Source organism: Streptomyces sp. NPDC023157 (assembly GCF_055560575.1).
Window position 1 is genome coordinate 22,242 of record NZ_JBVHIL010000011.1, and the last position, 20,069, is coordinate 42,310.

A 20,069-nucleotide genomic window follows, 5' to 3' on the forward strand; every position below is an offset into this window, starting at 1 on the left:
GCCCTCACCGGCCGGCCCGTCCAGACCCGCGCGGCTCCGGGGCCCGATTCCTCGACCCTCACCCGGGCCCCGGAGCCGCGCGCGAACACAGCTCCTTACCCCCGCACCACCCCTCCCGCATCACCCCCGCTCCACCTCTTCCATCCGCCTGGACAGGAGGCCCTGCCATGGCCGTGCTCCTCGGCTCGGACATCCCGACCGCTCCCACCACCCCGGCCGCCGCGGCGACCCAGCGGCCCTCCGAGGGCTCCGTGCACTCCTGGGACCTGTCCACCGGCGTCGACGGCCCCGGCACGCGCTTCGTGACCTTCCTCTCCGGCTGTCCGCTGACCTGTCTCTACTGCCACAACCCCGACACGTGGCGGATGCGGAACGGCAAGCGCACCTCGGCCGACGACGTGATCGCGGAAGCGGGCAAGTACACCCGCTTCATCTCCGCGTCCGGCGGCGGCGCCACCGTCTCGGGCGGTGAACCGCTGCTCCAGCCCGTCTTCACCGGCGAGCTGCTGCACCGGATGAAGCACGAGCTCGGGCTGCACACCGCCCTCGACACCTCGGGCTTCCTGGGCGTGCGCGCGACCGACGCCCTGCTGCGCGACACCGACCTGGTCCTTCTCGACATCAAGTCCTGGGACCCGGACACGTACAGGAAGGTGACCGGCCGGCCGCTGCGGCCGACTCTGGACTTCGCCCGGCGCCTCGCCGACCTCGGCCAGGAGGTCCACGTCCGCTTCGTGCTCGTCCCGGGGCTGACCGACGACCCCGCCAACGTCGAGGGAGTCGCCGCCTTCGCCGCCGGTCTCGGCAATGTCTCCCGCGTGGACATCCTTCCCTTCCACAAGCTGGGCGAAGCGAAGTGGCAAGCACTCGCCAGGCCCTTCCTCCTCCACGACACCCCCTCACCCACTCCGGAGCAGGTCAGGGCGGCACGCGAGATCTTCACGTCCCACGGCCTGTACGCCGTCTGAGGGACACCGCCGGGAGCGCCAGCCGCACCGGTCGCCCGCTGGTTTGCCACGCTCACCCACCTGCGTGGCAAAACAGGACAAATCTTAATCAACTGCCCTACGGTGACCGCGTGACCGAGCCACCGCAGGCCCCCGCCGACCCGCCGCAGGCCCCCGCCGGGACGCCGGCCGCCCCCGCCGACCCGTCGCCGCAGACCCCCGCCCAGGTGCGCCGCCGCGCGACCCTCGCGGGGGTCGTCGTCTCCGCCCTGCTGATCGTCGCGATCGTCCTCGGCAGCCGGCTGCTGCGCGACTTCGACTCGGCCCTCCTTCCGTACGCGGTGGCGACGGTCTTCCTCGCCTTCGGCGTGGCCTACCGCTACACCGTGTGGATCTCGGCACCCGGCGCCCGGCGTCTGTTCAAGCAGGGCTGGCGGGCCTTCTTCTCCGTCGAGAACTTCCGCCGGGCGCCCACCGCCCTGCCGAAGATGATCGTCACCTACCTGGGCTTCCAGAAGTTCCTCGGCGCCCGCTCCCACGCCCGCTGGGCCGCCCACCAGCTCATCTTCTGGGGCTGCGTGCTCGCCGCCCTGATCACCTTCCCGCTGACCTGGGGCTGGTTCGCCTTCACCTCGTCCACCGGCTCGGGCCCCGGCTACGAGATGCGGATCTGGGGCTTCAAGGTCCTCGGCTTCGACTCGCTGAACGTCATCGGCTGGCTGATGTTCCACGGCCTGGACATCGCCGCCGTCCTCGTCATCCCCGGCGCCTGCTACTTCCTCTGGCGCCGGATGAAGGACCGCGGGGCCATCACCGGCCAGCGCTTCGCCTACGACCTGATCCCGCTGATCGCCCTCATCGTGATCGCGGTGACCGGCCTGCTGCTCACCTTCTCCTCGATCTTCCTGCACGGCGGCGGCTACGAATTCCTGGCGATCCTGCACATGGTGTCGGTGGTCTTCACCCTGATCTACATCCCGTTCGGGAAGTTCTTCCACATCGTGCAGCGGCCGGCCGCCGTCGGCATGCAGCTCTTCAAGTACACCTCGCGCGACAAGGCCGGGACCGTCGGCGCCGTCGATCGGAGAGGGGCCGTGGCGGGCGCCGCCACAGGCGCCGAAGCGGGACTCCTCACCTGCCGCCGCTGCGGCGAACCCATCGACGCCGCCCCCTACGTCGAGAACCTCCAGGGCACCATGCGCGACCTCGGGCTCGACTTCGACGAATGGGCCGAGTACTGCCCCCGCTGCAAGCGCGTCCTGCGCGGCAACGCCTACCTCACCCACGTCAAGAAGGGCTTCAAGTGACCCACGCGCAGGCCGGGCAGCCGCTCCCGCTCGACCCCTCGGTCGCCCCGCCGGGCACCCGGAACTTCCGCGACGCCGGAGGCATCCCCGCCGACCGCTGGCACGCCGACCAGAACGGCGAGACCCTCGTCCCCACCCACTGCTGCTTCTGCGGCGTGCAGTGCGGCATGTACCTGCGGGTCGACCACGCGGGAAAGGTCTTCGGCGTCGAACCCCGCAACCACGACATCAACCGGATGCGGCTCTGCCCCAAGGGCATCAACGCCTACCAGCAGGTCAACCACCCCGACCGGCTCACCTCCCCGCTCATGCGCCGCAACCGCGACGAGCCCTTCCGCGAGGCCAGCTGGGAGGAGGCACTCGACTTCACCGTCTCCGAGATCCGCCGCATCCAGGGCGAGTACGGCAACGACGCCTTCGGCCTGCTCGGCGGAGCCAGCCTCTTCTCCGAGAAGACCTATCTGGTCGGCAAGTTCGCCCGCGTCGCCCTGAAGACCAAGCACGTCGACTACAACGGGCGCCTGTGCATGGTCTCCGCCGCCGGAGCCAACAAACTCGCCTTCGGCATCGACCGGGCCGGCAACCCCTTCTCCGACATCCTCCTCACCGACTGCCTGCTGATCGCCGGCTCCAACGTCGGCGAGTGCTTCCCCGTGATGACCCAGTACCTCTGGGGAGCACGGGACCGGGGCGCCACCCTGATCGTCGTCGACCCCCGCGAGACACCCATCGCCCGCACCGCCGACCTGCACGTCGCCCTCAAGCCCGGCACCGACTCCGCCTTCTTCAACTCCGTCCTCCACGTCGTCGTCGCCGAAGGCCTCACCGACGAGGCCTACCTCGCCGCCCACGCCACCGGCTGGGAGGACGTGAAGAGGACCGTCGCCGACTATCCGCCGGCCCGCGCCGCCGAGATCTGCGGCGTCCCCGAGGCACAGATCGTCCAGGTCGCCCGCATGTTCGCCGGCGCCGACAGGGCCATGGCCTGGCACGCCCGCGGCGTCGAACACCACTCCCAGGGCGTCGAGAACTGCCTGTCGATCATCAACCTGTGCACCGCCGCGGGACACATCGGCCGCCCCGGCGCCGGCTACGGCACCATCACCGGCCAGGGAAACGGCCAGGGCGGCCGCGAACACGGCCAGAAATCCGACCTGCTCCCCGGCGGCCGCTCCATCTCCAACCCCGAACACCGCCGCCAGATCTGCGAGATCTGGGGCATCGACGAGGCCGACCTCCCGGCCGCCGGCACCTCCATGATGGAGATGGTCTGGCAGATGCAGCGCCGCGAGATCCGCGGCCTCATCGGCATCTGCAACAACCCCTTCGTCTCCCTCCCGAACTACGCCACGGTGAAGGACGGGTACGACACCGCCGAGTTCCACGCCCAGTTCGACTTCTTCCTCTCCGAGACCGCGGCCAACGCCCACGTCGTCTTCCCCGTCACCGTCTGGGCCGAGGACGAGGGCGTCATGGCCAATGCCGAGGCCCGCGTCGTCAAGCACAACAAGGCCCAGGAACCGCCCGCCGGCGTCCGCACCGACACCTGGGTCATCTGCGAACTCGCCAAACGCCTCGGCGCCGCCGACAAGTTCGACTTCCCCGACTCCCGCTCCGTCTTCGAGGAACTGCGCGTCGCCTCCGCCGGAACGGTCAACGACTACTACGGCATCACCTACGAGCGGCTGGAGGAGACCGGCGGCATCGCCTGGCCCTGCCCCGACACCGAGCACCCCGGCACTCCCCGCCTCTTCGAGGACGGCCGGACCTACCACCCCGACGGCAAGATCCATATGCAGGTCGTCGAATGGCACCCGCCCATGGACCCGTACACCGAGGAATACCCCCTCTCCCTCACCACCGGACGCACCGTCGCCCACTTCCTCTCCGGCAACCAGACCCGCCGCCTGGGCGCCCTCGTCGAGCAGACCCCCCGCCCCTGGGTCGAGGTCCACCCCTCCCTCGGCTTCCGCAACGGCGACCCGGTCCGCGTCGTCACCCGCCGCGGAAGCGAGGTCCTCCCCGCCCTGGTCACCGAGGCCATCCGCCCCGACACCGTCTTCATCCCCTACCACTGGCCCGCGCCCACCGCCGCCAACGTCCTGACCATCGACGCCCTGGACCCCCGCTCCAAGATCCCCGAGTACAAGGTCTGCGCCGCCCGCGTCGAGCCGGCCGAGCGGATCGACGAGGTCCCCGCGCCGCCCACCGCCCCCGGCCAGGTCGCCTACCCGGAGACCCAGGTCTCCCGCGTCGACCCCCTGCCCCCCACGGCCCCCCAGGGCCGTGGCACCTCGGAGAGGAGCTGACGCCGCACATGATGGGCCGCACCATCTTCATCGACCCGGGCCGCTGCATCGGCTGCCAGGCCTGCGTCTCCGCCTGCCGCGAATGCGACTCGCACCGCGGCAAGTCGATGATCCACCTGGACTACCCCGAAGAGGGGCGCTCCGTCGCCTCCCTTCCCACGGTCTGCATGCACTGCGAGGACCCCGTCGCCCCCTGCGCCGAGGTCTGCCCCGCCGACGCGATCCTGGTCACCGCCGACGGCGTCGTGCAGCAGGCCGACACCAGCCGGTGCATCGGCTGCGCCAACTGCGTCAACGCCTGCCCCTTCGGCGTACCGAAGATCGACCTCCAGGCGAAGCTGCAGATGAAGTGCAACCTCTGCTACGACCGCACCGCCTACGGCCTCGCCCCCATGTGCGCCACGGTCTGCCCCACCGGCGCCCTCTTCTACGGCACCCTCGACGAACTGCGCGCCGAACGCCCCGGCGTCCAGGTCGCCGACTCCTTCACCTTCGGCGCCACCACCGTCTCCACCGGCGTGGCGATGGTCGTCCCCGCCGACAAGGTCCAATGGCCCGTCCCCGGCGGTCTTCCCATCGTCGAAGTCAACGGAGTGGACGTCCGATGAGCCTCACCGAACAGCCCTCCGACAACGGCGCCGAAGCACCCGACGCCGCCCAGGGCGCCCTGCGCGACCGCATCTCCGCGGACTCCCTCACCACCCGCCGCGACTACCTGCGGATCGTCGCCACCGTCTCCGGCGGCCTGGCCGTCGGCGGCATCGGCGTCGCCTCCGGCATCCTGCACCGGCACGGCGACAGCGACGGAGCGCCCCAGCCCAAGAAGATCGCCGACTCGCTCCCGCCCGGCGAGTCCCTCGCCTTCCGCTACCCGGAGGAAGAGGACCGCGCCGTCGCCGTCCGCCTGGACGACGGCACCCTCGCCGGCTACTCCGCCGTCTGCACCCACCTCGCCTGCGCCGTGCTCTGGCGCAAGGACCGCGGCAACGAGGGCGAGCTGTACTGCCCCTGCCACGAGGGAGTCTTCGACGCCCGCACCGGAGAGGTGACCGCGGGCCCGCCGCCCCGGCCGCTCCCCAAGGTGCTCCTGGTCGAGGAGGCCGACGGCAGCGTCTGGGCCGTCGGCACCACACGCTCCGGGGAGAGCGTCCAGGAAGGCCTCTGCCGCCAGCTCGGAGATACCCGCCCCGAACTCGCCGGCCGCCTCGGCTGCCCGGGCGCCACCGAAGGCAGCCAACTCGGCAGCACCCTGGAGCGGAGCCGCCGAACATGACCGACACCCCGTTCCCCAAGGACCCGGCCGCCCCGGCCCCTCCGCCGGAGACCCCGCCCCGGGCCGCCTACACCCCCGGCAGCGCCCAGCCACACCTCAACCGCCCGGTCCACGAGCGCTACCCCCAGATCCGCCCCACCAGCGGCTACGGCGACCCCCGGATCCGGCACACCGGTCCCGGCCCGGGCGCCGGCACCGAGCAGGAGCCCGAACGCTCCTCCAAGCTCACCGCCCGCCTGGTGCTGGCCCTCACCGTCGTCGTGGGCCAGCTGTGGGGACTGACGATCGTGGTCGACGAGTGGATGTCCGGCGACACCGGGACCGCCTGGTGGGGGGCGGGCTTCCTGGTCCTGTCCTTCCTCGTCGTCCTCGGCCTGTGGATGCTCGACCCGAAAGACCGCTGACGAGGCCACCGGCCGACCCGATACGGGGCGGTGATCCCGGCGTACCCTGAAGACATGAGCACCGCCCCCGCCCCCGGACCGCGAGCAGCGAAGCAGTCCGACTCCCGACCCGATTCCCGACCCAGGCCGGCACTGATCTTCGACGATCCACTGGACCAGCAGTCCGCGGACGACACGGACCGAGGATGGGGCGAGCGGCCTCCGGCCGGCGGCGACAGCGCCACCGACCTCGCGCGCTTCCTCGACGAGAAGCCGCCGCACCACCTCTGACGCCGACGCGAGCCGTCGGTCAGGAGGTGGGGTGCGCCCCGGTGCTCGAACCGGAGGACGGCCCCCGCTGGGCGACCAGGGTGTCGCGGATCTCCTTGAGGACCTCCAGCTCGCTGATCTCCATGGTCTCCTGGACGCCTTCCTTCGCCTTGTCGTGCGCGGCGCGCTTGGCCAGCACCTTCGCCATGGGCAGCACCATCAGGAAGTAGACGACGGCCGCGGTGATGATGAAGCTGAGGATGGCGCTGAGGACCAGGCCCCACTCCAGCTGGATGCCCTGCATCTCGCCGTTCACGACCTTGCACGGATCCTTGAGGCAGGACTTGTAGCTCTCCAGGTTCTTGGTGCCGAAGGCGCCGACGATCGGGTTGATGATGCCCTTCACCACCGAGTTCACGATGTTGGTGAACGCGGCACCGATGACGACCGCCACCGCCAGGTCGATCACATTGCCCCGCATGAGGAAGGCCTTGAAGCCTTCCAGCACGCTTTCCTTCTTCGCGCTCACCGTGGTGCCCTTCGTCTTGTGTGCAGTGTGCGGAGCCATTACGCCGCGATCGACGCAAGGGCGTCCAATCCGTACACACGGGAAGGTGAATTGACAGCCCGTCAGTGCGAATCAGCACAGCGTCACCGCGAGTTGGGACGTCATGCCCGCACCGGCGAGTTCCGCCGCCGTCGGCCGTGGAACGGACAGGACGACCAACGCCCCACCGTCCGAACGAGTCTCACCCGGGCCGGGCACTTCGGCCACTCGGACGCCCGAGGCGACCACACGGGCCTCGCCGCTCCCGCCGGCCCCGACCGCCGTCATGCCGGGCGCGGCGATCACGTCCACCAGGTCGCCGGGCCGCAGCAACCGGACGGTCTCCGCGTCGGCGATCCGCACCGGGGCCGACACGAGCGGTACGACGGGCGGCCGGTGCCGCTCCTGCGCCGCGGGCCGGTGCGACGGCCGGACGACCACGTCGTCGGCCCCCGCCACACCGGCCGCGGCGAGCGTGGCGGCGGTCACCGCCAGGACCGCGGCGGGGGCCCGCCGCCTGCGCCGCAGCGCCCGACGTAGCCGAAGCCTTCCGCCGCGCACCCGCAGCGGATCGAACTGCGGGACACCGCACGGCGCGGGCACCGAGGTGCGGGTGTCGGGGAGGCAGGAGTCTGAGGTCATCGCGGATACCGCCTGTCGTGGGACGAGCCGTCCGCCGGACCGTCCGGCGAACCGCACTCACCATCCCGCCCTCGCGGCGATCCCGCTCCGGCCTGTGGACAACCAGGCTTCTGTGGACAACTTCCTCACCCCGGCGAGCGATTGCCGCCGTGCCGCGACGTCCGCGACGCTTGAGGCAGTCCGGTCCACGCGGCGCGCTCCTCACCCCGCCGCGAGGTTCAGGGCAGTTCGATCCCCAGGTCCCACCCGTCGTGGGCCCGGGAGCACAGGCAGTCCCGGTCGGTCGTCGCGGGGAGCGCGCCCACCGCGTCGAAGAGCACGTCACGCAGCCGGCCCACGTTCTCGCCGAACACCCGCAGGACCTCGGAATGCGAGACGCCGTCCCCCGTCTCCGCACCCGCGTCCAGATCCGTCACCAGTGCGAAGGAGGTGTAGCAGAGTCCCAGTTCCCGGGCGAGTACGGCCTCGGGGTGGCCGGTCATGCCGACCACCGACCAGCCCGCGGCCGCGTGCCACCGCGACTCGGCGCGTGTGGAGAAGCGGGGGCCCTCGACGACGACCATCGTGCCGCCGTCGACAGGCTCCCAGCCCCGCCCCCGGGCGGCCTTCAGGGCGACCCTGCGCCCGTCGGGGCAGTAGGGGTCGGCGAAGGTGACGTGGACCACGTTCGGGACGGCCCCGTCCGGGCGTGGCTCCCCGTCGAAGTAGGTCTGGGCGCGGGAGTTCGTCCGGTCGACCAGCTGGTCGGGCACGACGAGGGTGCCGGGGCCGTGCTCCTCGCGCAGGCCGCCCACCGCGCAGGGCCCGAGGACCTGCCGGACGCCGACGGAGCGCAGGGCCCAGAGGTTGGCGCGGTAGTTGATCCGGTGCGGCGGCACGCTGTGGCCGCGGCCGTGCCGGGGGAGGAAGGCGACCCGCCGGCCGGCGAGCTCGCCGAGGAAGAGGGAGTCGCTGGGGTTGCCGTACGGGGTGTCGACCGGCACCTCGGTCACATCGTCCAGGAAGGAGTAGAACCCCGAGCCGCCGATGACACCGATGTCCGCGAACACGTCGCTCGTCATGGCGGTCACCCTAGCCGCCCCCGGAACGCGGAATGCCCTGCCGATGGGAATCGGCAGGGCAGACGCGAGAAAGGTGGATCAGGCCGCCGAGGTGGAGCTCGACGAGGCCGCCGGCTTCGAGTCCGAGGAGGACGAAGACGAGGACGCGGAGGTCGACGAAGAAGACGACGACGAAGGAGTGGACGACGACGAAGAGGACTTCGACGCGGCCGGCGAGCTGCTGGACGACGCACCGCGGCTGTCGTTCCGGTAGAAGCCGGAACCCTTGAACACGATGCCGACGGCCGAGAACACCTTCTTCAGGCGTCCCTTGCAGTTCGGGCACTCGGTCAGAGCGTCATCCGTGAACTTCTGCACCGCCTCGAGGCCCTCGCCGCACTCGGTGCACTGGTACTGGTAGGTCGGCACTTGTCTTCCTCCTGGCACTCACACTCATCGAGTGCTAACGACGATCCATAGTGACGTATTCCGCCGGTTCAGTCCACCGTCACGGGAACTCGGTGACCGATGCCACGCGCGGCGACGCGGCCCGTCGCGCGCGGCTGGAGCCGCGAGCGCAGGGCGAGCAGGGTGACGAGGGCGAGCATGGTGCCCGCCATCGGCACCAGGAAACCGGTGCTCGCGCCGTGGGCGTCGGCCAGCCGGCCGGCGACCGTGACGGCGGCGGCCTGGCCCAGGGCGACGGCGCCGGTGAGCCAGGTGAACGCCTCGGTGCGGGACGTGCGCGGGACCAGGGTCTCGACGATCGTGTAGCCGGTGATCAGCGCCGGGGCGATGCACAGACCCACGACCAGGCCGAGGGCGCCGAGCAGCAGGACGGAGTGTGTGGTCCACAGAAGGGAGGCGGCGACGGTGAGGCCGACGTAGCCGAGGATCAGCCGGCGGCGGGGGCCGATCTTCCAGGCGACGGCGCCCATGGCGATGCCGGCGAGCATGTTGCCGGCGGCGAAGATGCCGTACAGCAGACCGTTGGCACCGGGGTTGCCGATCTCCTCGCTGAAGGCGGTGAGCGAGACCTGCATGCCACCGAAGACCGAGCCGATGCCCAGGAAGGCGATGGCGAGGACCCGGACGCCGGGGATGGACAGGGCCGAGCGGTGCGGCTCGCCGTCCGCCTGGCCGGCCGCGGCGGTCAGGCCGAAGGCGGGCTGAGTGTTGCGCTGGGCGGCGAAGAACAGGCCGCCGAACAGGGTGAGGGCGGCCTCGGCGATCAGGCCGGCCGCCGGGTGGACGCCGGTGCACAGGGCGGTGGCGAGGACCGGGCCGACGACGAAGGTGAACTCGTCGGTGACCGATTCGAAGGCCGCGGCGGTCGGCATCAGGGGCGTGCCGTCCAGCTTGGCGGCCCAGCGGGCCCGGACCATGGGCCCGACCTGCGGCACCGAGGCGCCGGCGGGGACGGCCGCGAGGAACAGGGCCCACAGCGGGGCGCCGGCGAGGGCCAGTGCGACGAGAAGGGAGACCGAGGCGGTGTGGATGAGCACACCGGGGATGAGGACGGCCCGCTGGCCGAAGCGGTCGGCCAGCTTGCCGCTCTGGGGGGCGAACAGCGCCATCGAGACGCCGGTCGCGGCGGCGACGGCACCGGCGGTGCCGTAGGAGCCGGTGGTGTGCTGGACGAGCAGCACGATGCCGATGGTCAGCATCGCGAAGGGCTGCCGGGCGGCGAAGCCCGGCAGAAGGAAGGAGAGAGCTCCCGGAGTGCGCAGCAGCCTGCCGTATCCGGGCCGCTTCTCGGGGACGACCGTGGACTCCACGGTCCATGCCTTTCCGCCGCCTGGTAGCGGGCCCGTGCACGGATGGTGCGGGTATCGCCGAGAGCTGTCCTCATGCGCGGAACTGCGGTAGATACCCGGGCCCCACAGGTGGGGGGCTCCGCGGCCGCCATACGGTCGCGCCAGCTCTGCGTCAGGCAGAGTTGGTTCGATCAAGTGTGCCTTCATGGTACAGGGAAGGGCGTCTTCCCGCCTGGGAAAACGCCCCCGCACCTGAATTAATGCCTGGGATTAACCGGATGTTCGCCGGAAGGGGTTCGGAAAGGGGCCCCGGTGGCGTGAGGGGGCCGTGACGGCGGTGGCGCCGCCCGTGCCCAGCCAGCCGGCCAGCTTGCCGCCCTGGCCGACCGCGCGCAGCCGGCGCTCGGTGGCGTCCCGTACCGGGTCGGTGGCGACCACCAGGAGTTCGTCGCCGCGCCGCAGCACGGTGGCGGGGCCGGGGACGAAGCTGGCGTCCTCCCGGACGACCAGGGTGACGGCCGCACCGGCCGGGAGCCGGAGCTCGGCCACCTCGACGCCGTGCATCTTGGAGCTCTCCGGGATGGCCACGGAGAGGAGGTGTCCGCGCAGCCGCTCCAGGGGGGCGGATTCCACGCCGAGGTCGGCGGCCTCGGCCGAGTCGCCCAGTTTGAGGGCCTTGGCCAGCCAGGGCAGGGTCGGGCCCTGGACCAGGGTGTAGACGACGACCAGCACGAAGACGATGTTGAAGATCCGCTCGCTGCCCTCGATCCCGGACACCATCGGGATGGTGGCGAGGATGATGGGCACGGCTCCGCGCAGGCCGGCCCAGGACATCAGGGCCTGCTCCTGCCAGGGGATGCGGAAGGGAAGGAGGCTGACGAAGACCTCCATGGGGCGGGCGACCATGGTGAGGACGAGGCCGATGACGATGGCCGGCCAGAAGTCGTTGACCAGCTCGTGCGGGGTGACGAGCAGGCCGAGCAGGACGAACATGCCGATCTGGGCGATCCAGCCGAGTCCCTCGGCGAAGCCGCGGTTGGCGGGGGCGTGCGGCAGCTTGGCGTTGCCGAGCACCATGGAGGCCAGGTAGACGGCGAGGAAGCCGGAGCCGTGGGCCATGGCGCCGGCGGCGTAGGCGACGACGGCGATGGCCATGACGGCGATCGGGTAGAGGCCGGAGGCGGGCAGCGCGATGTGGCGCAGACCGTAGGCGCCGAGGAAGCCGACGGTGAGGCCGACGGCGACGCCGATGGCGAGTTCCAGGGCGATCTCGCCGACGAGGAGGTACCAGGCGTCGACGGGGCCGGCGGTGGAGAAGGCGACGACCAGGATGACGACGGGGGCGTCGTTGAATCCGGACTCGGCCTCCAGGACGCCGGTGACCCGGGAGGGCAGCGGCACCTTGCGGAGGACGGAGAAGACGGCGGCGGCGTCGGTGGAGGAGACGACGGCGCCGATGATGAGGGCCTGCTGCCATTCCAGGCCGACGAGGTAGTGCGCGGCCGAGGCCGTGATGCCCACGCTCACCGCGACGCCGACGGTCGACAGCACGACCGCCGCGGGCAACGCGGGTTTGATCTCCTTCCACTTGGTGCCCAGGCCGCCCTCGGCCAGGATCACGACAAGTGCGGCATAGCCGATCACCTGGGTCAGTTCGGCGTTGTCGAAGGCGACGTTGCCGATGCCGTCCTGCCCTATGGCGACCCCGATCCCGAGATAAAGCAGCAGGCTGGGGAGCCCGCTCCGGGAGGAGATCCGCACTGCTGCGACAGCGATGAGCAGGACGAGCGAGCAGATGAGCAGGAGTTCGTTGAGCTGGTGGACAGTCAGTGGCCGATCCTTCCCCTCACGTGCAGCTGGATCGTTCCTCCAGCGCCGGTACTTCGTTACCTTACCTAATCTTTAACGTTTTCTTGACGCCTCCTTGGTGTTCCATCGCACATCCGTGCGTATAAGTACGGATCTTCACCTGACACCGCGTCCAGGCCCTCCGGACGCTGCGCCTAAGGTTGCTCCCGTACTCCAGGACCACCCTGCCCCTCGAAGGACAGCGATGCCCTCCAACACGACCGCCCCTCCCGCCAAGAAGAAAGGGCGGCGTGCCCGCCTGATCGTTCTCGTTCTGGTCCTCGCTCTGGTCGCGGGCGTCGGGTACGGGGCGTACTGGGGCGTCAGCACCGTCCGGGGCTCGTTCCCGCAGACCACCGGCACCATCCGGATGGACAAGCTCTCCGGACCGGTCGAGGTGAAGCGCGACGCCTACGGCGTTCCGCAGATCTACGCCGACAGCGAGGCCGACCTCTTCCGCGCCCAGGGCTACGTCCAGGCCCAGGACCGCTTCTACGAGATGGACGTCCGCCGTCACATGACGGCCGGCCGCCTCTCCGAGATGTTCGGCAAGAGCCAGGTCGACACCGACGCCTTCCTGCGCACGCTCGGCTGGCGGCAGGTCGCGCAGCAGGAGTACGACAAGGTCCTGTCGGCGGACACCAAGAAGAACCTCCAGGCCTACGCCGAGGGCGTCAACGCCTATCTCAAGGACCGGGACCCCTCGGACATCTCCGTCGAGTACGCGGCCCTGGCCTTCACCAACGACTACGCGATCGAGCCGTGGACCCCGGTCGACTCCGTGGCCTGGCTCAAGGCGATGGCCTGGGACCTGCGCGGCAACATGCAGGACGAGATCGACCGTTCGCTGATGACCAGCAGGCTCACGGCGCAGCAGATCAAGGACCTCTACCCGGGCTACCCGTACGAGCTCCACCAGCCGATCGTCCCGCAGGGCGCCGTCGACAAGGTCACCGGGAAGTTCGACCCCAAGGCCGAGGCCCACGGTTCCGACGGCGGCGGCAGCGGCTCCGACGCGCTGAGCGGCACCCGGTCGCAGCTCTCCGCGCTCTCCGACGCCCTCGACGAGATCCCCGCGCTGCTCGGCCCCAACGGCAACGGCATCGGCTCGAACTCCTGGGTCGTCTCCGGGAAGTACACGACCTCCGGCAAGCCGCTGCTCGCCAACGACCCGCACCTCGCGCCGATGCTGCCGTCCCTCTGGTACCAGATGGGCCTGCACTGCCGTTCCGTCTCGGCCACCTGCCGCTACGACGTCGCCGGCTACACCTTCTCCGGCACCCCCGGCGTGATCATCGGCCACAACGACTCCGTCGCCTGGGGTTTCACCAACCTCGGCGCCGACGTCACCGACCTCTACCTGGAGAAGATCGGCGAGCAGGGCTACCTCGTCGACGGCAAGGTCAAGCCGTTCCGGACCCGCGAGGAGACCATCAAGGTCGCCGGCGGCGGCGACCGCACCATCACGGTCCGCTCCACCGAACACGGCCCGCTGGTCTCCGACCGCTCCACCGAGCTGGAGAAGGTCGGCAAGAGCGCCCCCGTCGGCAACGCCGCCCCCGACCGCGGCACCGGCTACGGCGTCGCGCTGCGCTGGACCGCGCTCCAGCCCGGCAAGTCGATGGACGCCGTCTTCGAGCTCAACCGCGCCAAGGACTTCAAGAGCTTCCGCGCCGCGGCCAAGGACTTCGAGGTCCCGTCGCAGAACCTGATCTACGCCGACACCGAGGGCCACATCGGCTACCAGGCGCCCGGCAAGATCCCGGTCCGCACCAAGGGCTACGACGGCACCCTGCCCGCGCCCGGCTGGGACTCCTCGTACGACTGGAAGGGGTACATCCCCTTCGACGAGCTGCCCTACGAGTACGACCCGGCGCGCGGCTACATCGTGACCGCCAACCAGGCCGTCATCGACGAGGAGAAGTACCCCTACCTCCTCACCAAGGACTGGGGCTACGGCTCGCGCAGCCAGCGGATCAACGACCTCATCGAGTCGAAGATCAAGGACGGCGGGAAGATCTCGCCGGACGACATGCAGACCATGCAGATGGACAACCGCAGCGAGATCGCGACCCTGCTCAACCCGCTGCTGCTGAAGATCGACATCTCCGACCCGCAGGTCCGCGAGGCGCAGAAGCTGCTGGAGGGCTGGGACTACACCCAGGAGCCCGACTCGGCCGCCGCCGCGTACTTCAACGCGGTCTGGCGCAACGTCCTCAAGCTGGGCTTCGGCGACAAGCTGCCCAAGGAGCTGCGCGTCGAGGGCGAGTGCATCAACGTGCGCAGGGCCGACGCCACCAGCCCGGTCGACGAGCAGAACAAGCTGGTCCGCGAGTGCGGCGAGCGCGATGCCGACTCGGCGCAGCCGGACGGCGGCGACCGCTGGTACGAGGTGGTCCGCCCGCTGCTCAAGCAGGAGAAGAGCGACTGGTGGAAGACGCCGGGCGGCCGGCTGGACGCCCCCACCGAGACCCGTGACCAGCTGCTCGCGCAGGCCATGAAGGACGCCCGCTGGGAGCTGACGGCCAAGCTGGGCAAGGACGTCTCCACCTGGAGCTGGGGCCGGCTGCACCAGCTGACCCTGAAGAACCAGACCCTCGGCACCGCGGGCCCCGGCTTCGTGCAGTCGCTGCTCAACCGCGGCCCGTGGAACCTGGGCGGCGGCGAGGCGGCCGTCGACGCCACCGGCTGGAACGCGGCCGGCGGCTACGACGTGATCTGGGTGCCGTCGATGCGCATGGTCGTCAACGTCGGCGACTGGGACAAGTCTCGGTGGATCAACCTCTCCGGCGCGTCCGGCCACGCGTACAACAGCCACTACACGGATCAGACCGACAAGTGGGTGAAGGGCGACCTGCTGGACTGGCCGTACGGCAAGGCGGCGGTCGACACCGCGGCCAAGGACACCCTGACGCTCCAGCCCTGAGGCCTCCCGGAATCCTTCCCGAAAGGGATTCCGGGAAAGGTCAGGGCGCGAAGCGCCGGACCCCCTCCGGGGTCACCACCGCGTGCACGGGGTGGTCGTGCGGTTCCTCCGGGACCCGCGTGACCACCTCGTTCGCGTAGAGGAGCACCACGAGGGCCGGATGCGCCCCGGCGCGTACGAGCCGGGCGAGGACCCGGTCGTACGAGCCGCCGCCCCGGCCGAGCCGCATGCCGCGCGAGTCGACCGCGAGGCCCGGCAGAAGCACCGTGTCCGCCGCGCACACGGCCTCGGGTCCGAGTCGTTCGCCGACCGGTTCGAGCAGCCCGCGGCCCGCCTTCGCGAGCAGCTCGGGCCCTTCGTAGACGGCCCAGTCGAGGTCGTTGTCGGGCAGGAGCACCGGCAGCAGGACCCGTACGCCCCGCTCGCGCAGCGCGTCGAGGAGCGCGCGCGTGCCGGGTTCGCGCCCCACGGAGACATAGGCGGCGACCGTCCGGGCCTCGGCGAGCTCGGTGAGCTCCAGGGCGGACCGCGCGAGGAGCTCGGCGGCCCGTGCGGTGGCATCGGGCGTCAACGCGGCGCGGGCGCCGAGGAGCGCACGGCGCAAGACGGTCTTCTCGGACGGTTCCGTACCCGGTTCCTGGCTCAACGCGGCTCGAATTCCTCTTGTATCGGGTGGTAGCGGTACGAGGTCGAGAAAGCTCACGGGATGCTCATCTTCCTCCCATACCGAACGGCTAGGGTGCAGCGCATGACGCAGACGCCGCCCCTCACCAAGGCTGTCATCCCGGCCGCCGGCCTGGGCACCCGGTTCCTTCCGGCGACCAAGGCGACGCCGAAGGAGATGCTCCCGGTCGTCGACAAACCGGCGATCCAGTACGTCGTCGAGGAGGCCGTCGCGGCCGGGCTCTCGGACGTCCTGATGATCACCGGCCGCAACAAGCGCCCGTTGGAGGACCACTTCGACCGGAACTACGAGTTGGAGGAGGCGCTGAGTCGCAAGGGCGACGAGGAACGCCTCGCGAAGGTCCAGGAGTCCAGCGATCTGGCGACCATGCACTACGTGCGGCAGGGCGACCCGCGCGGCCTCGGCCACGCCGTGCTGTGCGCGGCCCCGCACGTGGGCGACGAGCCGTTCGCCGTGCTCCTGGGCGACGACCTGATCGACCCGCGCGACCCGCTCCTCGCGCGGATGGTCGAGGTGCGCGAGCGCTTCGGCGGCAGCGTCGTCGCGCTGATGGAGGTCGAGCCCTCCCAGATCCACCTCTACGGCTGCGCGGCGGTCGGCCCGACCGGTGACGCGGACGTGGTGAAGGTGACGGGCCTGGTGGAGAAGCCGGACCCGGCGGAGGCGCCCAGCAACTACGCGGTCATCGGGCGCTACGTCCTGGACCCGGCCGTCTTCGCGATACTGCGGGAGACCGAGCCCGGCCGCGGCGGGGAGATCCAGCTCACCGACGCGCTGCAGAAGCTGGTCCAGGACGAGCGGGCCGGCGGCCCGGTGCACGGCGTGGTCTTCAAGGGCCGGCGCTACGACACCGGGGACCGCGGGGACTATCTGCGTGCCATTGTCAGACTGGCGTGCGAACGTGAAGATCTGGGACCGGACTTCCGGACCTGGCTCCGCAGGTACGTCAACGAGGAGATGTAGCACCTTGAGCAGCAGCACGGCACCGTCGGACCACGGCCCGTCCGACCCCTGCGCCGGCCCCGCCCGCGGCCTGTGGTCCGTCGACGAGCACCTCGGCGACATCCTGGCGGCCGTCGCCCCGCTCGAACCCATCGAGCTGCAACTGCCCGAGGCCCAGGGCTGCGTCCTGGTCGAGGACGTCACGGTGCCGGTCTCGCTGCCGCCCTTCGACAACAGCTCCATGGACGGGTACGCGGTCCGCGTCGCCGACGTGGCCGGGGCGAGCGAGGAGTTCCCGGCCGTCCTGACCGTCATCGGCGACGTCGCCGCGGGCGCGGGCGGGCTGCCCGAGGTCGGCCCCGGCCAGGCCGCCCGGATCATGACCGGCGCCCCGCTGCCGCCGGGCGCCGAGGCTGTCGTCCCGGTCGAATGGACCGACGGCGGCACGGGCGGGGGAGCGGCCGGTGCGATGCGCCCCGCGAGCGCCGCCCCGGAGGGCGCGGCCGGCGAGGTCCGCGTGCACCGCGCCGCCGAGGCCCGCGCCCACGTCCGGGCGCGCGGCAGCGACGTCCGGGCGGGCGAGCTCGCGCTCGCGGCGGGCACGGTCCTCGGGCCGCCGCAGATCGGCCTGCTCGCGGCGGTCGGCCGCGGCACGGTGCGGGTGCGGCCCCGTCCGCGCGTGGTCGTGCTCTCCACCGGCAGCGAACTGGCGCAGCCCGGCGAGCCGTTGGCCGAGGGCCAGATCTACGACTCCAACAGCTTCGCCCTGGCCGCCGCCGCCCGCGACGCCGGAGCGCTCGTCTTCCGCGTCCCGGCCGTCGCGGACGACGCCGAGTCGCTGCGGGCCGCGATCGAGGACCAGCTGATCCGGGCGGACCTGATCGTCACCACCGGCGGGGTGAGCGTCGGGGCGTACGACGTGGTCAAGGAGGCGCTGACGGCGGACGGCGAGGTCGACTTCCGCAAGCTGGCCATGCAGCCGGGCAAGCCGCAGGGCTTCGGCATGATCGGCCCGGACCACATCCCGCTGCTCGCGCTGCCGGGCAACCCGGTCTCCTCGTACGTGTCGTTCGAGCTGTTCGTCCGGCCCGCGATCCGCGCGCTCATGGGCCTCGCCGACCGGCCCGACACCGCGCGGCCGACGGTCCGGGCGGTCCTCAAGGCGGACCGTGCGCTGTCCTCGCCGGAGGGGCGGCGCCAGTTCCTGCGGGGGGCGTACGACGCCGGGTCGGGCACCGTCACCCCGGTGGGCGGAGCCGGCTCGCATCTGATCGGGGCGCTCGCGCAGGCGGACGCGCTGCTCGTCGTACCGGAGGAGGTGACGGCCGTCGAGCCCGGCACCGAGCTGGACGTGGTCCTCCTCGGCTGAGGAGGCCCAGGTGGGGGTACCGTGTCGTCCCACACAGCGACCGGGAGTGTCACCGCCATGAGCACGCAGCAAGGACTCACCCACATCGACGAGGCGGGTGCGGCCCGCATGGTCGACGTCTCCGCGAAGGACGTCACGGCCCGCACCGCCCGCGCCAGCGGCCGCGTCCTCGTCTCGCCGCGCGTGATCGAGCTGCTGCGCGGCGAGGGTGTGCCGAAGGGTGACGCGCTCGCCACCGCCCGGATCGCCGGGATCATGGGCGCGAAGAAGACCCCCGACCTGATCCCGCTCTGCCATCCGCTGGCCGTCTCGGGCGTCACCCTGGACCTGTCGGTCGCGGACGACGCGGTCGAGATCCTGGCGACCGTGAAGACCACGGACCGTACGGGCGTCGAGATGGAGGCCCTGACGGCGGTGTCGGTGGCGGCGCTGACCGTCGTCGACATGGTGAAGGCGGTCGACAAGGGCGCGGTCATCTCCGACGTACGGGTCGAGGAGAAGACGGGCGGCAAGTCGGGCCACTGGACGCGGAGCGAGGCGTGACGCGCGCCGGCCGCGTGGCGGGGGCGCACGACGTCGAGCACGCGCCCCAGGCGCCCGCCCCGGCGGCGCCCGGCGCGGGCCTCGGCGGGGCTCTCGCCGCCCCCTACTCCGCCCTCGTCGTCACCGCCTCCAACCGCGCGGCCGCCGGGGTCTACGAGGACAAGGGCGGCCCGCTGATCGCCGAGGCGCTGCGCGGCGCGGGCTTCGCCGTGGACGGCCCGCAGGTCGTCCCGGACGGCGCGCCCGTCGAGGCCGCGCTGCGCGCCGGGGTCGCCGCCGGGTACGACGCGATCGTCACCACGGGCGGTACGGGCATCTCGCCCACCGACGAGACCCCCGAGGTCACCCGCCGCGTCCTGGACCGCGAGATCCCCGGCATCCCCGAGGCGATCCGCGCGTACGGCCGGGAGAAGGTGCCGACCGCGGCGCTCTCCCGCGGCCTCGCCGGGGTGGCCGGCGGGACGCTGATCGTGAACCTGCCGGGTTCGACCGGCGGGGTACGGGACGGGCTCGCCGTCCTGGAGCCTCTGCTCCTGCACGCCGTCGACCAGATCCGTGGCGGCGACCACCCGAGACCCGCGTCGGAAACGGGCCCGGAGTCATGATCCCGACCTGGCCCGTGGTCCTGGTGGACGGCGACGTGCTGCTCCGCCCGATAAAGATGCGCGACCAGCGGGCCTGGCGCGAGGTGAACCGGCGCAACCGCGACTGGCTGCGCCCCTGGGAGGCGACCGTGCCGCCGCCCGGGCCGGGCGGGCCGGTCGCCCAGCGCCCCACGTACCGTCAGATGGTGCGCCACCTGCGGGCGGAGGCGAACGCGGGGCGGATGCTGCCGTTCGTGATCGAGTACCAGGGGCGCCTGGTGGGGCAGTTGACGGTCGCCGGGATCACCTGGGGCTCGATGTGCTCGGGGCACGTCGGCTACTGGGTGGACAGCGAGGTGGCCGGACGGGGTGTCATGCCGACGGCGGTCGCGCTCGCCGTCGACCACTGCTTCGGCGCGGTGGGGCTGCACCGGATGGAAGTGTGCATCCGCCCGGAGAACGGCCCGTCGCGGCGGGTCGTGGAGAAACTGGGCTTCCGCGAGGAGGGGCTGCGCCCCCGCTACCTGCACATCGACGGCGCCTGGCGGGACCATCTGGTCTTCGCGCTGACGGCGGAGGAGGTGCCGGAGGGGCTGCTGCGCCGGTGGCACCAGGCGCGGCGTCAACACCACTGAAATTGCTATAAGTGTTCGAATTTCATCCCCAGTTGGCACCCAAAGCGCTCAATCGGTCTGAA

At 71.4% G+C, this 20,069-nt stretch carries 20 protein-coding genes; 13 read left to right on the plus strand and 7 right to left on the minus strand.

The window, feature by feature from the left end; genetic code table 11:
- Window positions 1–167: 167 nt before the first annotated feature.
- The 7 genes from pflA to ACZ3ZE_RS33020 all read left to right on the plus strand — a co-directional run bounded on the left by pflA (window position 168) and on the right by ACZ3ZE_RS33020 (window position 6,510).
- Window positions 168–968: a pyruvate formate-lyase-activating protein gene (gene pflA / locus ACZ3ZE_RS32990; RefSeq protein WP_467261712.1), complete on the plus strand. Its 801-nt coding sequence runs from the start codon at window positions 168–170 to the stop codon at window positions 966–968.
- Between the two features lie 110 nt (window positions 969–1,078).
- Window positions 1,079–2,254 (plus strand): MFS transporter, encoded by a 1,176-nt coding sequence (locus tag ACZ3ZE_RS32995; protein ID WP_467261714.1) that lies wholly within the window; start codon window positions 1,079–1,081, stop codon window positions 2,252–2,254.
- Window positions 2,251–4,563 carry a molybdopterin oxidoreductase family protein gene (locus tag ACZ3ZE_RS33000; RefSeq protein ID WP_361624800.1) on the plus strand — a complete coding sequence of 771 codons (2,313 nt, stop codon included), beginning with the start codon at window positions 2,251–2,253 and terminating at the stop codon, window positions 4,561–4,563. The genes ACZ3ZE_RS32995 and ACZ3ZE_RS33000 overlap by 4 nt, the downstream gene beginning before the upstream one ends.
- An 8-nt stretch (window positions 4,564–4,571) precedes the next feature.
- The gene (locus ACZ3ZE_RS33005; RefSeq protein ID WP_361171663.1) at window positions 4,572–5,171 is read left to right on the plus strand and encodes a 4Fe-4S dicluster domain-containing protein; all 600 of its coding nucleotides are present in this window, start codon (window positions 4,572–4,574) and stop codon (window positions 5,169–5,171) included.
- A complete protein-coding gene (locus tag ACZ3ZE_RS33010) occupies window positions 5,168–5,836 on the plus strand; it encodes a QcrA and Rieske domain-containing protein (RefSeq protein WP_361171666.1) in 669 nt (222 codons plus the stop codon). Before ACZ3ZE_RS33005 ends, ACZ3ZE_RS33010 begins: the two co-directional genes overlap by 4 nt.
- Window positions 5,833–6,240 carry a DUF6755 family protein gene (locus ACZ3ZE_RS33015; RefSeq protein ID WP_361171669.1) on the plus strand — a complete coding sequence of 136 codons (408 nt, stop codon included), beginning with the start codon at window positions 5,833–5,835 and terminating at the stop codon, window positions 6,238–6,240. Before ACZ3ZE_RS33010 ends, ACZ3ZE_RS33015 begins: the two co-directional genes overlap by 4 nt.
- A gap of 54 nt (window positions 6,241–6,294) precedes the next feature.
- On the plus strand, window positions 6,295–6,510 hold the full coding sequence (locus tag ACZ3ZE_RS33020) for a hypothetical protein (RefSeq protein ID WP_361624809.1): 216 nt from the start codon (window positions 6,295–6,297) through the stop codon (window positions 6,508–6,510).
- A gap of 19 nt (window positions 6,511–6,529) precedes the next feature.
- Here the strand turns inward: ACZ3ZE_RS33020 and mscL are convergent, their stop codons facing one another.
- The 6 genes from mscL to ACZ3ZE_RS33050 all read right to left on the minus strand — a co-directional run bounded on the left by mscL (window position 6,530) and on the right by ACZ3ZE_RS33050 (window position 12,305).
- On the minus strand, window positions 6,530–7,018 hold the full coding sequence (gene mscL, locus ACZ3ZE_RS33025) for a large conductance mechanosensitive channel protein MscL (protein WP_361171675.1): 489 nt from the start codon (window positions 7,016–7,018) through the stop codon (window positions 6,530–6,532).
- Between the two features lie 111 nt (window positions 7,019–7,129).
- The gene (locus ACZ3ZE_RS33030) at window positions 7,130–7,678 is read right to left on the minus strand and encodes a CpaB family protein (protein WP_361171678.1); all 549 of its coding nucleotides are present in this window, start codon (window positions 7,676–7,678) and stop codon (window positions 7,130–7,132) included.
- A gap of 218 nt (window positions 7,679–7,896) precedes the next feature.
- On the minus strand, window positions 7,897–8,739 hold the full coding sequence (locus ACZ3ZE_RS33035) for an S-methyl-5'-thioadenosine phosphorylase (protein ID WP_467261716.1): 843 nt from the start codon (window positions 8,737–8,739) through the stop codon (window positions 7,897–7,899).
- Window positions 8,740–8,817: 78 nt separating this feature from the next.
- Window positions 8,818–9,147 carry an FmdB family zinc ribbon protein gene (locus ACZ3ZE_RS33040; RefSeq protein ID WP_361171684.1) on the minus strand — a complete coding sequence of 110 codons (330 nt, stop codon included), beginning with the start codon at window positions 9,145–9,147 and terminating at the stop codon, window positions 8,818–8,820.
- A 68-nt stretch (window positions 9,148–9,215) separates the two neighbouring features.
- Window positions 9,216–10,496 carry an MFS transporter gene (locus ACZ3ZE_RS33045; protein WP_361171687.1) on the minus strand — a complete coding sequence of 427 codons (1,281 nt, stop codon included), beginning with the start codon at window positions 10,494–10,496 and terminating at the stop codon, window positions 9,216–9,218.
- 249 nt (window positions 10,497–10,745) lie between these two features.
- The gene (locus tag ACZ3ZE_RS33050) at window positions 10,746–12,305 is read right to left on the minus strand and encodes a potassium/proton antiporter (protein WP_361172120.1); all 1,560 of its coding nucleotides are present in this window, start codon (window positions 12,303–12,305) and stop codon (window positions 10,746–10,748) included.
- A 223-nt stretch (window positions 12,306–12,528) separates the two neighbouring features.
- Between ACZ3ZE_RS33050 and ACZ3ZE_RS33055 the strand changes: the two genes are divergently transcribed.
- Window positions 12,529–15,249, plus strand: a complete 2,721-nt coding sequence (locus ACZ3ZE_RS33055; RefSeq protein ID WP_442304905.1) for a penicillin acylase family protein — start codon at window positions 12,529–12,531, stop codon at window positions 15,247–15,249.
- A 40-nt stretch (window positions 15,250–15,289) separates the two neighbouring features.
- Here the strand turns inward: ACZ3ZE_RS33055 and ACZ3ZE_RS33060 are convergent, their stop codons facing one another.
- Entirely contained in the window at window positions 15,290–15,853 is a 564-nt protein-coding gene (locus ACZ3ZE_RS33060; protein ID WP_467261718.1) for a 5-formyltetrahydrofolate cyclo-ligase, read from the minus strand.
- A 144-nt stretch (window positions 15,854–15,997) separates the two neighbouring features.
- Between ACZ3ZE_RS33060 and galU the strand changes: the two genes are divergently transcribed.
- From galU to ACZ3ZE_RS33085, 5 genes are read left to right on the plus strand one after another with little or no spacing between them, the layout of a single operon-like run.
- The gene (galU, locus tag ACZ3ZE_RS33065) at window positions 15,998–16,897 is read left to right on the plus strand and encodes a UTP--glucose-1-phosphate uridylyltransferase GalU (protein WP_361171696.1); all 900 of its coding nucleotides are present in this window, start codon (window positions 15,998–16,000) and stop codon (window positions 16,895–16,897) included.
- Between the two features lie 4 nt (window positions 16,898–16,901).
- Window positions 16,902–18,245 (plus strand): molybdotransferase-like divisome protein Glp, encoded by a 1,344-nt coding sequence (gene glp / locus ACZ3ZE_RS33070; protein ID WP_442304906.1) that lies wholly within the window; start codon window positions 16,902–16,904, stop codon window positions 18,243–18,245.
- Between the two features lie 57 nt (window positions 18,246–18,302).
- Window positions 18,303–18,788, plus strand: a complete 486-nt coding sequence (gene moaC / locus ACZ3ZE_RS33075; protein ID WP_361171699.1) for a cyclic pyranopterin monophosphate synthase MoaC — start codon at window positions 18,303–18,305, stop codon at window positions 18,786–18,788.
- Entirely contained in the window at window positions 18,785–19,393 is a 609-nt protein-coding gene (locus tag ACZ3ZE_RS33080) for a MogA/MoaB family molybdenum cofactor biosynthesis protein (protein WP_361171702.1), read from the plus strand. The genes moaC and ACZ3ZE_RS33080 overlap by 4 nt, the downstream gene beginning before the upstream one ends.
- Entirely contained in the window at window positions 19,390–20,007 is a 618-nt protein-coding gene (locus tag ACZ3ZE_RS33085) for a GNAT family N-acetyltransferase (protein ID WP_361171705.1), read from the plus strand. The genes ACZ3ZE_RS33080 and ACZ3ZE_RS33085 overlap by 4 nt, the downstream gene beginning before the upstream one ends.
- The last annotated feature ends 62 nt before the right edge of the window (window positions 20,008–20,069 follow it).

Bases quoted from the DNA above. Each gene is read 5' to 3' on its own strand.
- pflA (WP_467261712.1), top strand. From the start codon at position 168: ATGGCCGTGCTCCTCGGCTCGGACATCCCGACCGCTCCCACCACCCCG.
- ACZ3ZE_RS33005 (WP_361171663.1), top strand. From the start codon at position 4,572: ATGATGGGCCGCACCATCTTCATCGACCCGGGCCGCTGCATCGGCTGC.
- ACZ3ZE_RS33010 (WP_361171666.1), top strand. From the start codon at position 5,168: ATGAGCCTCACCGAACAGCCCTCCGACAACGGCGCCGAAGCACCCGAC.
- ACZ3ZE_RS33015 (WP_361171669.1), top strand. From the start codon at position 5,833: ATGACCGACACCCCGTTCCCCAAGGACCCGGCCGCCCCGGCCCCTCCG.
- ACZ3ZE_RS33020 (WP_361624809.1), top strand. From the start codon at position 6,295: ATGAGCACCGCCCCCGCCCCCGGACCGCGAGCAGCGAAGCAGTCCGAC.
- ACZ3ZE_RS33030 (WP_361171678.1), bottom strand. From the start codon at position 7,678: ATGACCTCAGACTCCTGCCTCCCCGACACCCGCACCTCGGTGCCCGCG.
- ACZ3ZE_RS33035 (WP_467261716.1), bottom strand. From the start codon at position 8,739: ATGACGAGCGACGTGTTCGCGGACATCGGTGTCATCGGCGGCTCGGGG.
- ACZ3ZE_RS33055 (WP_442304905.1), top strand. From the start codon at position 12,529: ATGCCCTCCAACACGACCGCCCCTCCCGCCAAGAAGAAAGGGCGGCGT.
- galU (WP_361171696.1), top strand. From the start codon at position 15,998: ATGACGCAGACGCCGCCCCTCACCAAGGCTGTCATCCCGGCCGCCGGC.
- moaC (WP_361171699.1), top strand. From the start codon at position 18,303: ATGAGCACGCAGCAAGGACTCACCCACATCGACGAGGCGGGTGCGGCC.
- ACZ3ZE_RS33085 (WP_361171705.1), top strand. From the start codon at position 19,390: ATGATCCCGACCTGGCCCGTGGTCCTGGTGGACGGCGACGTGCTGCTC.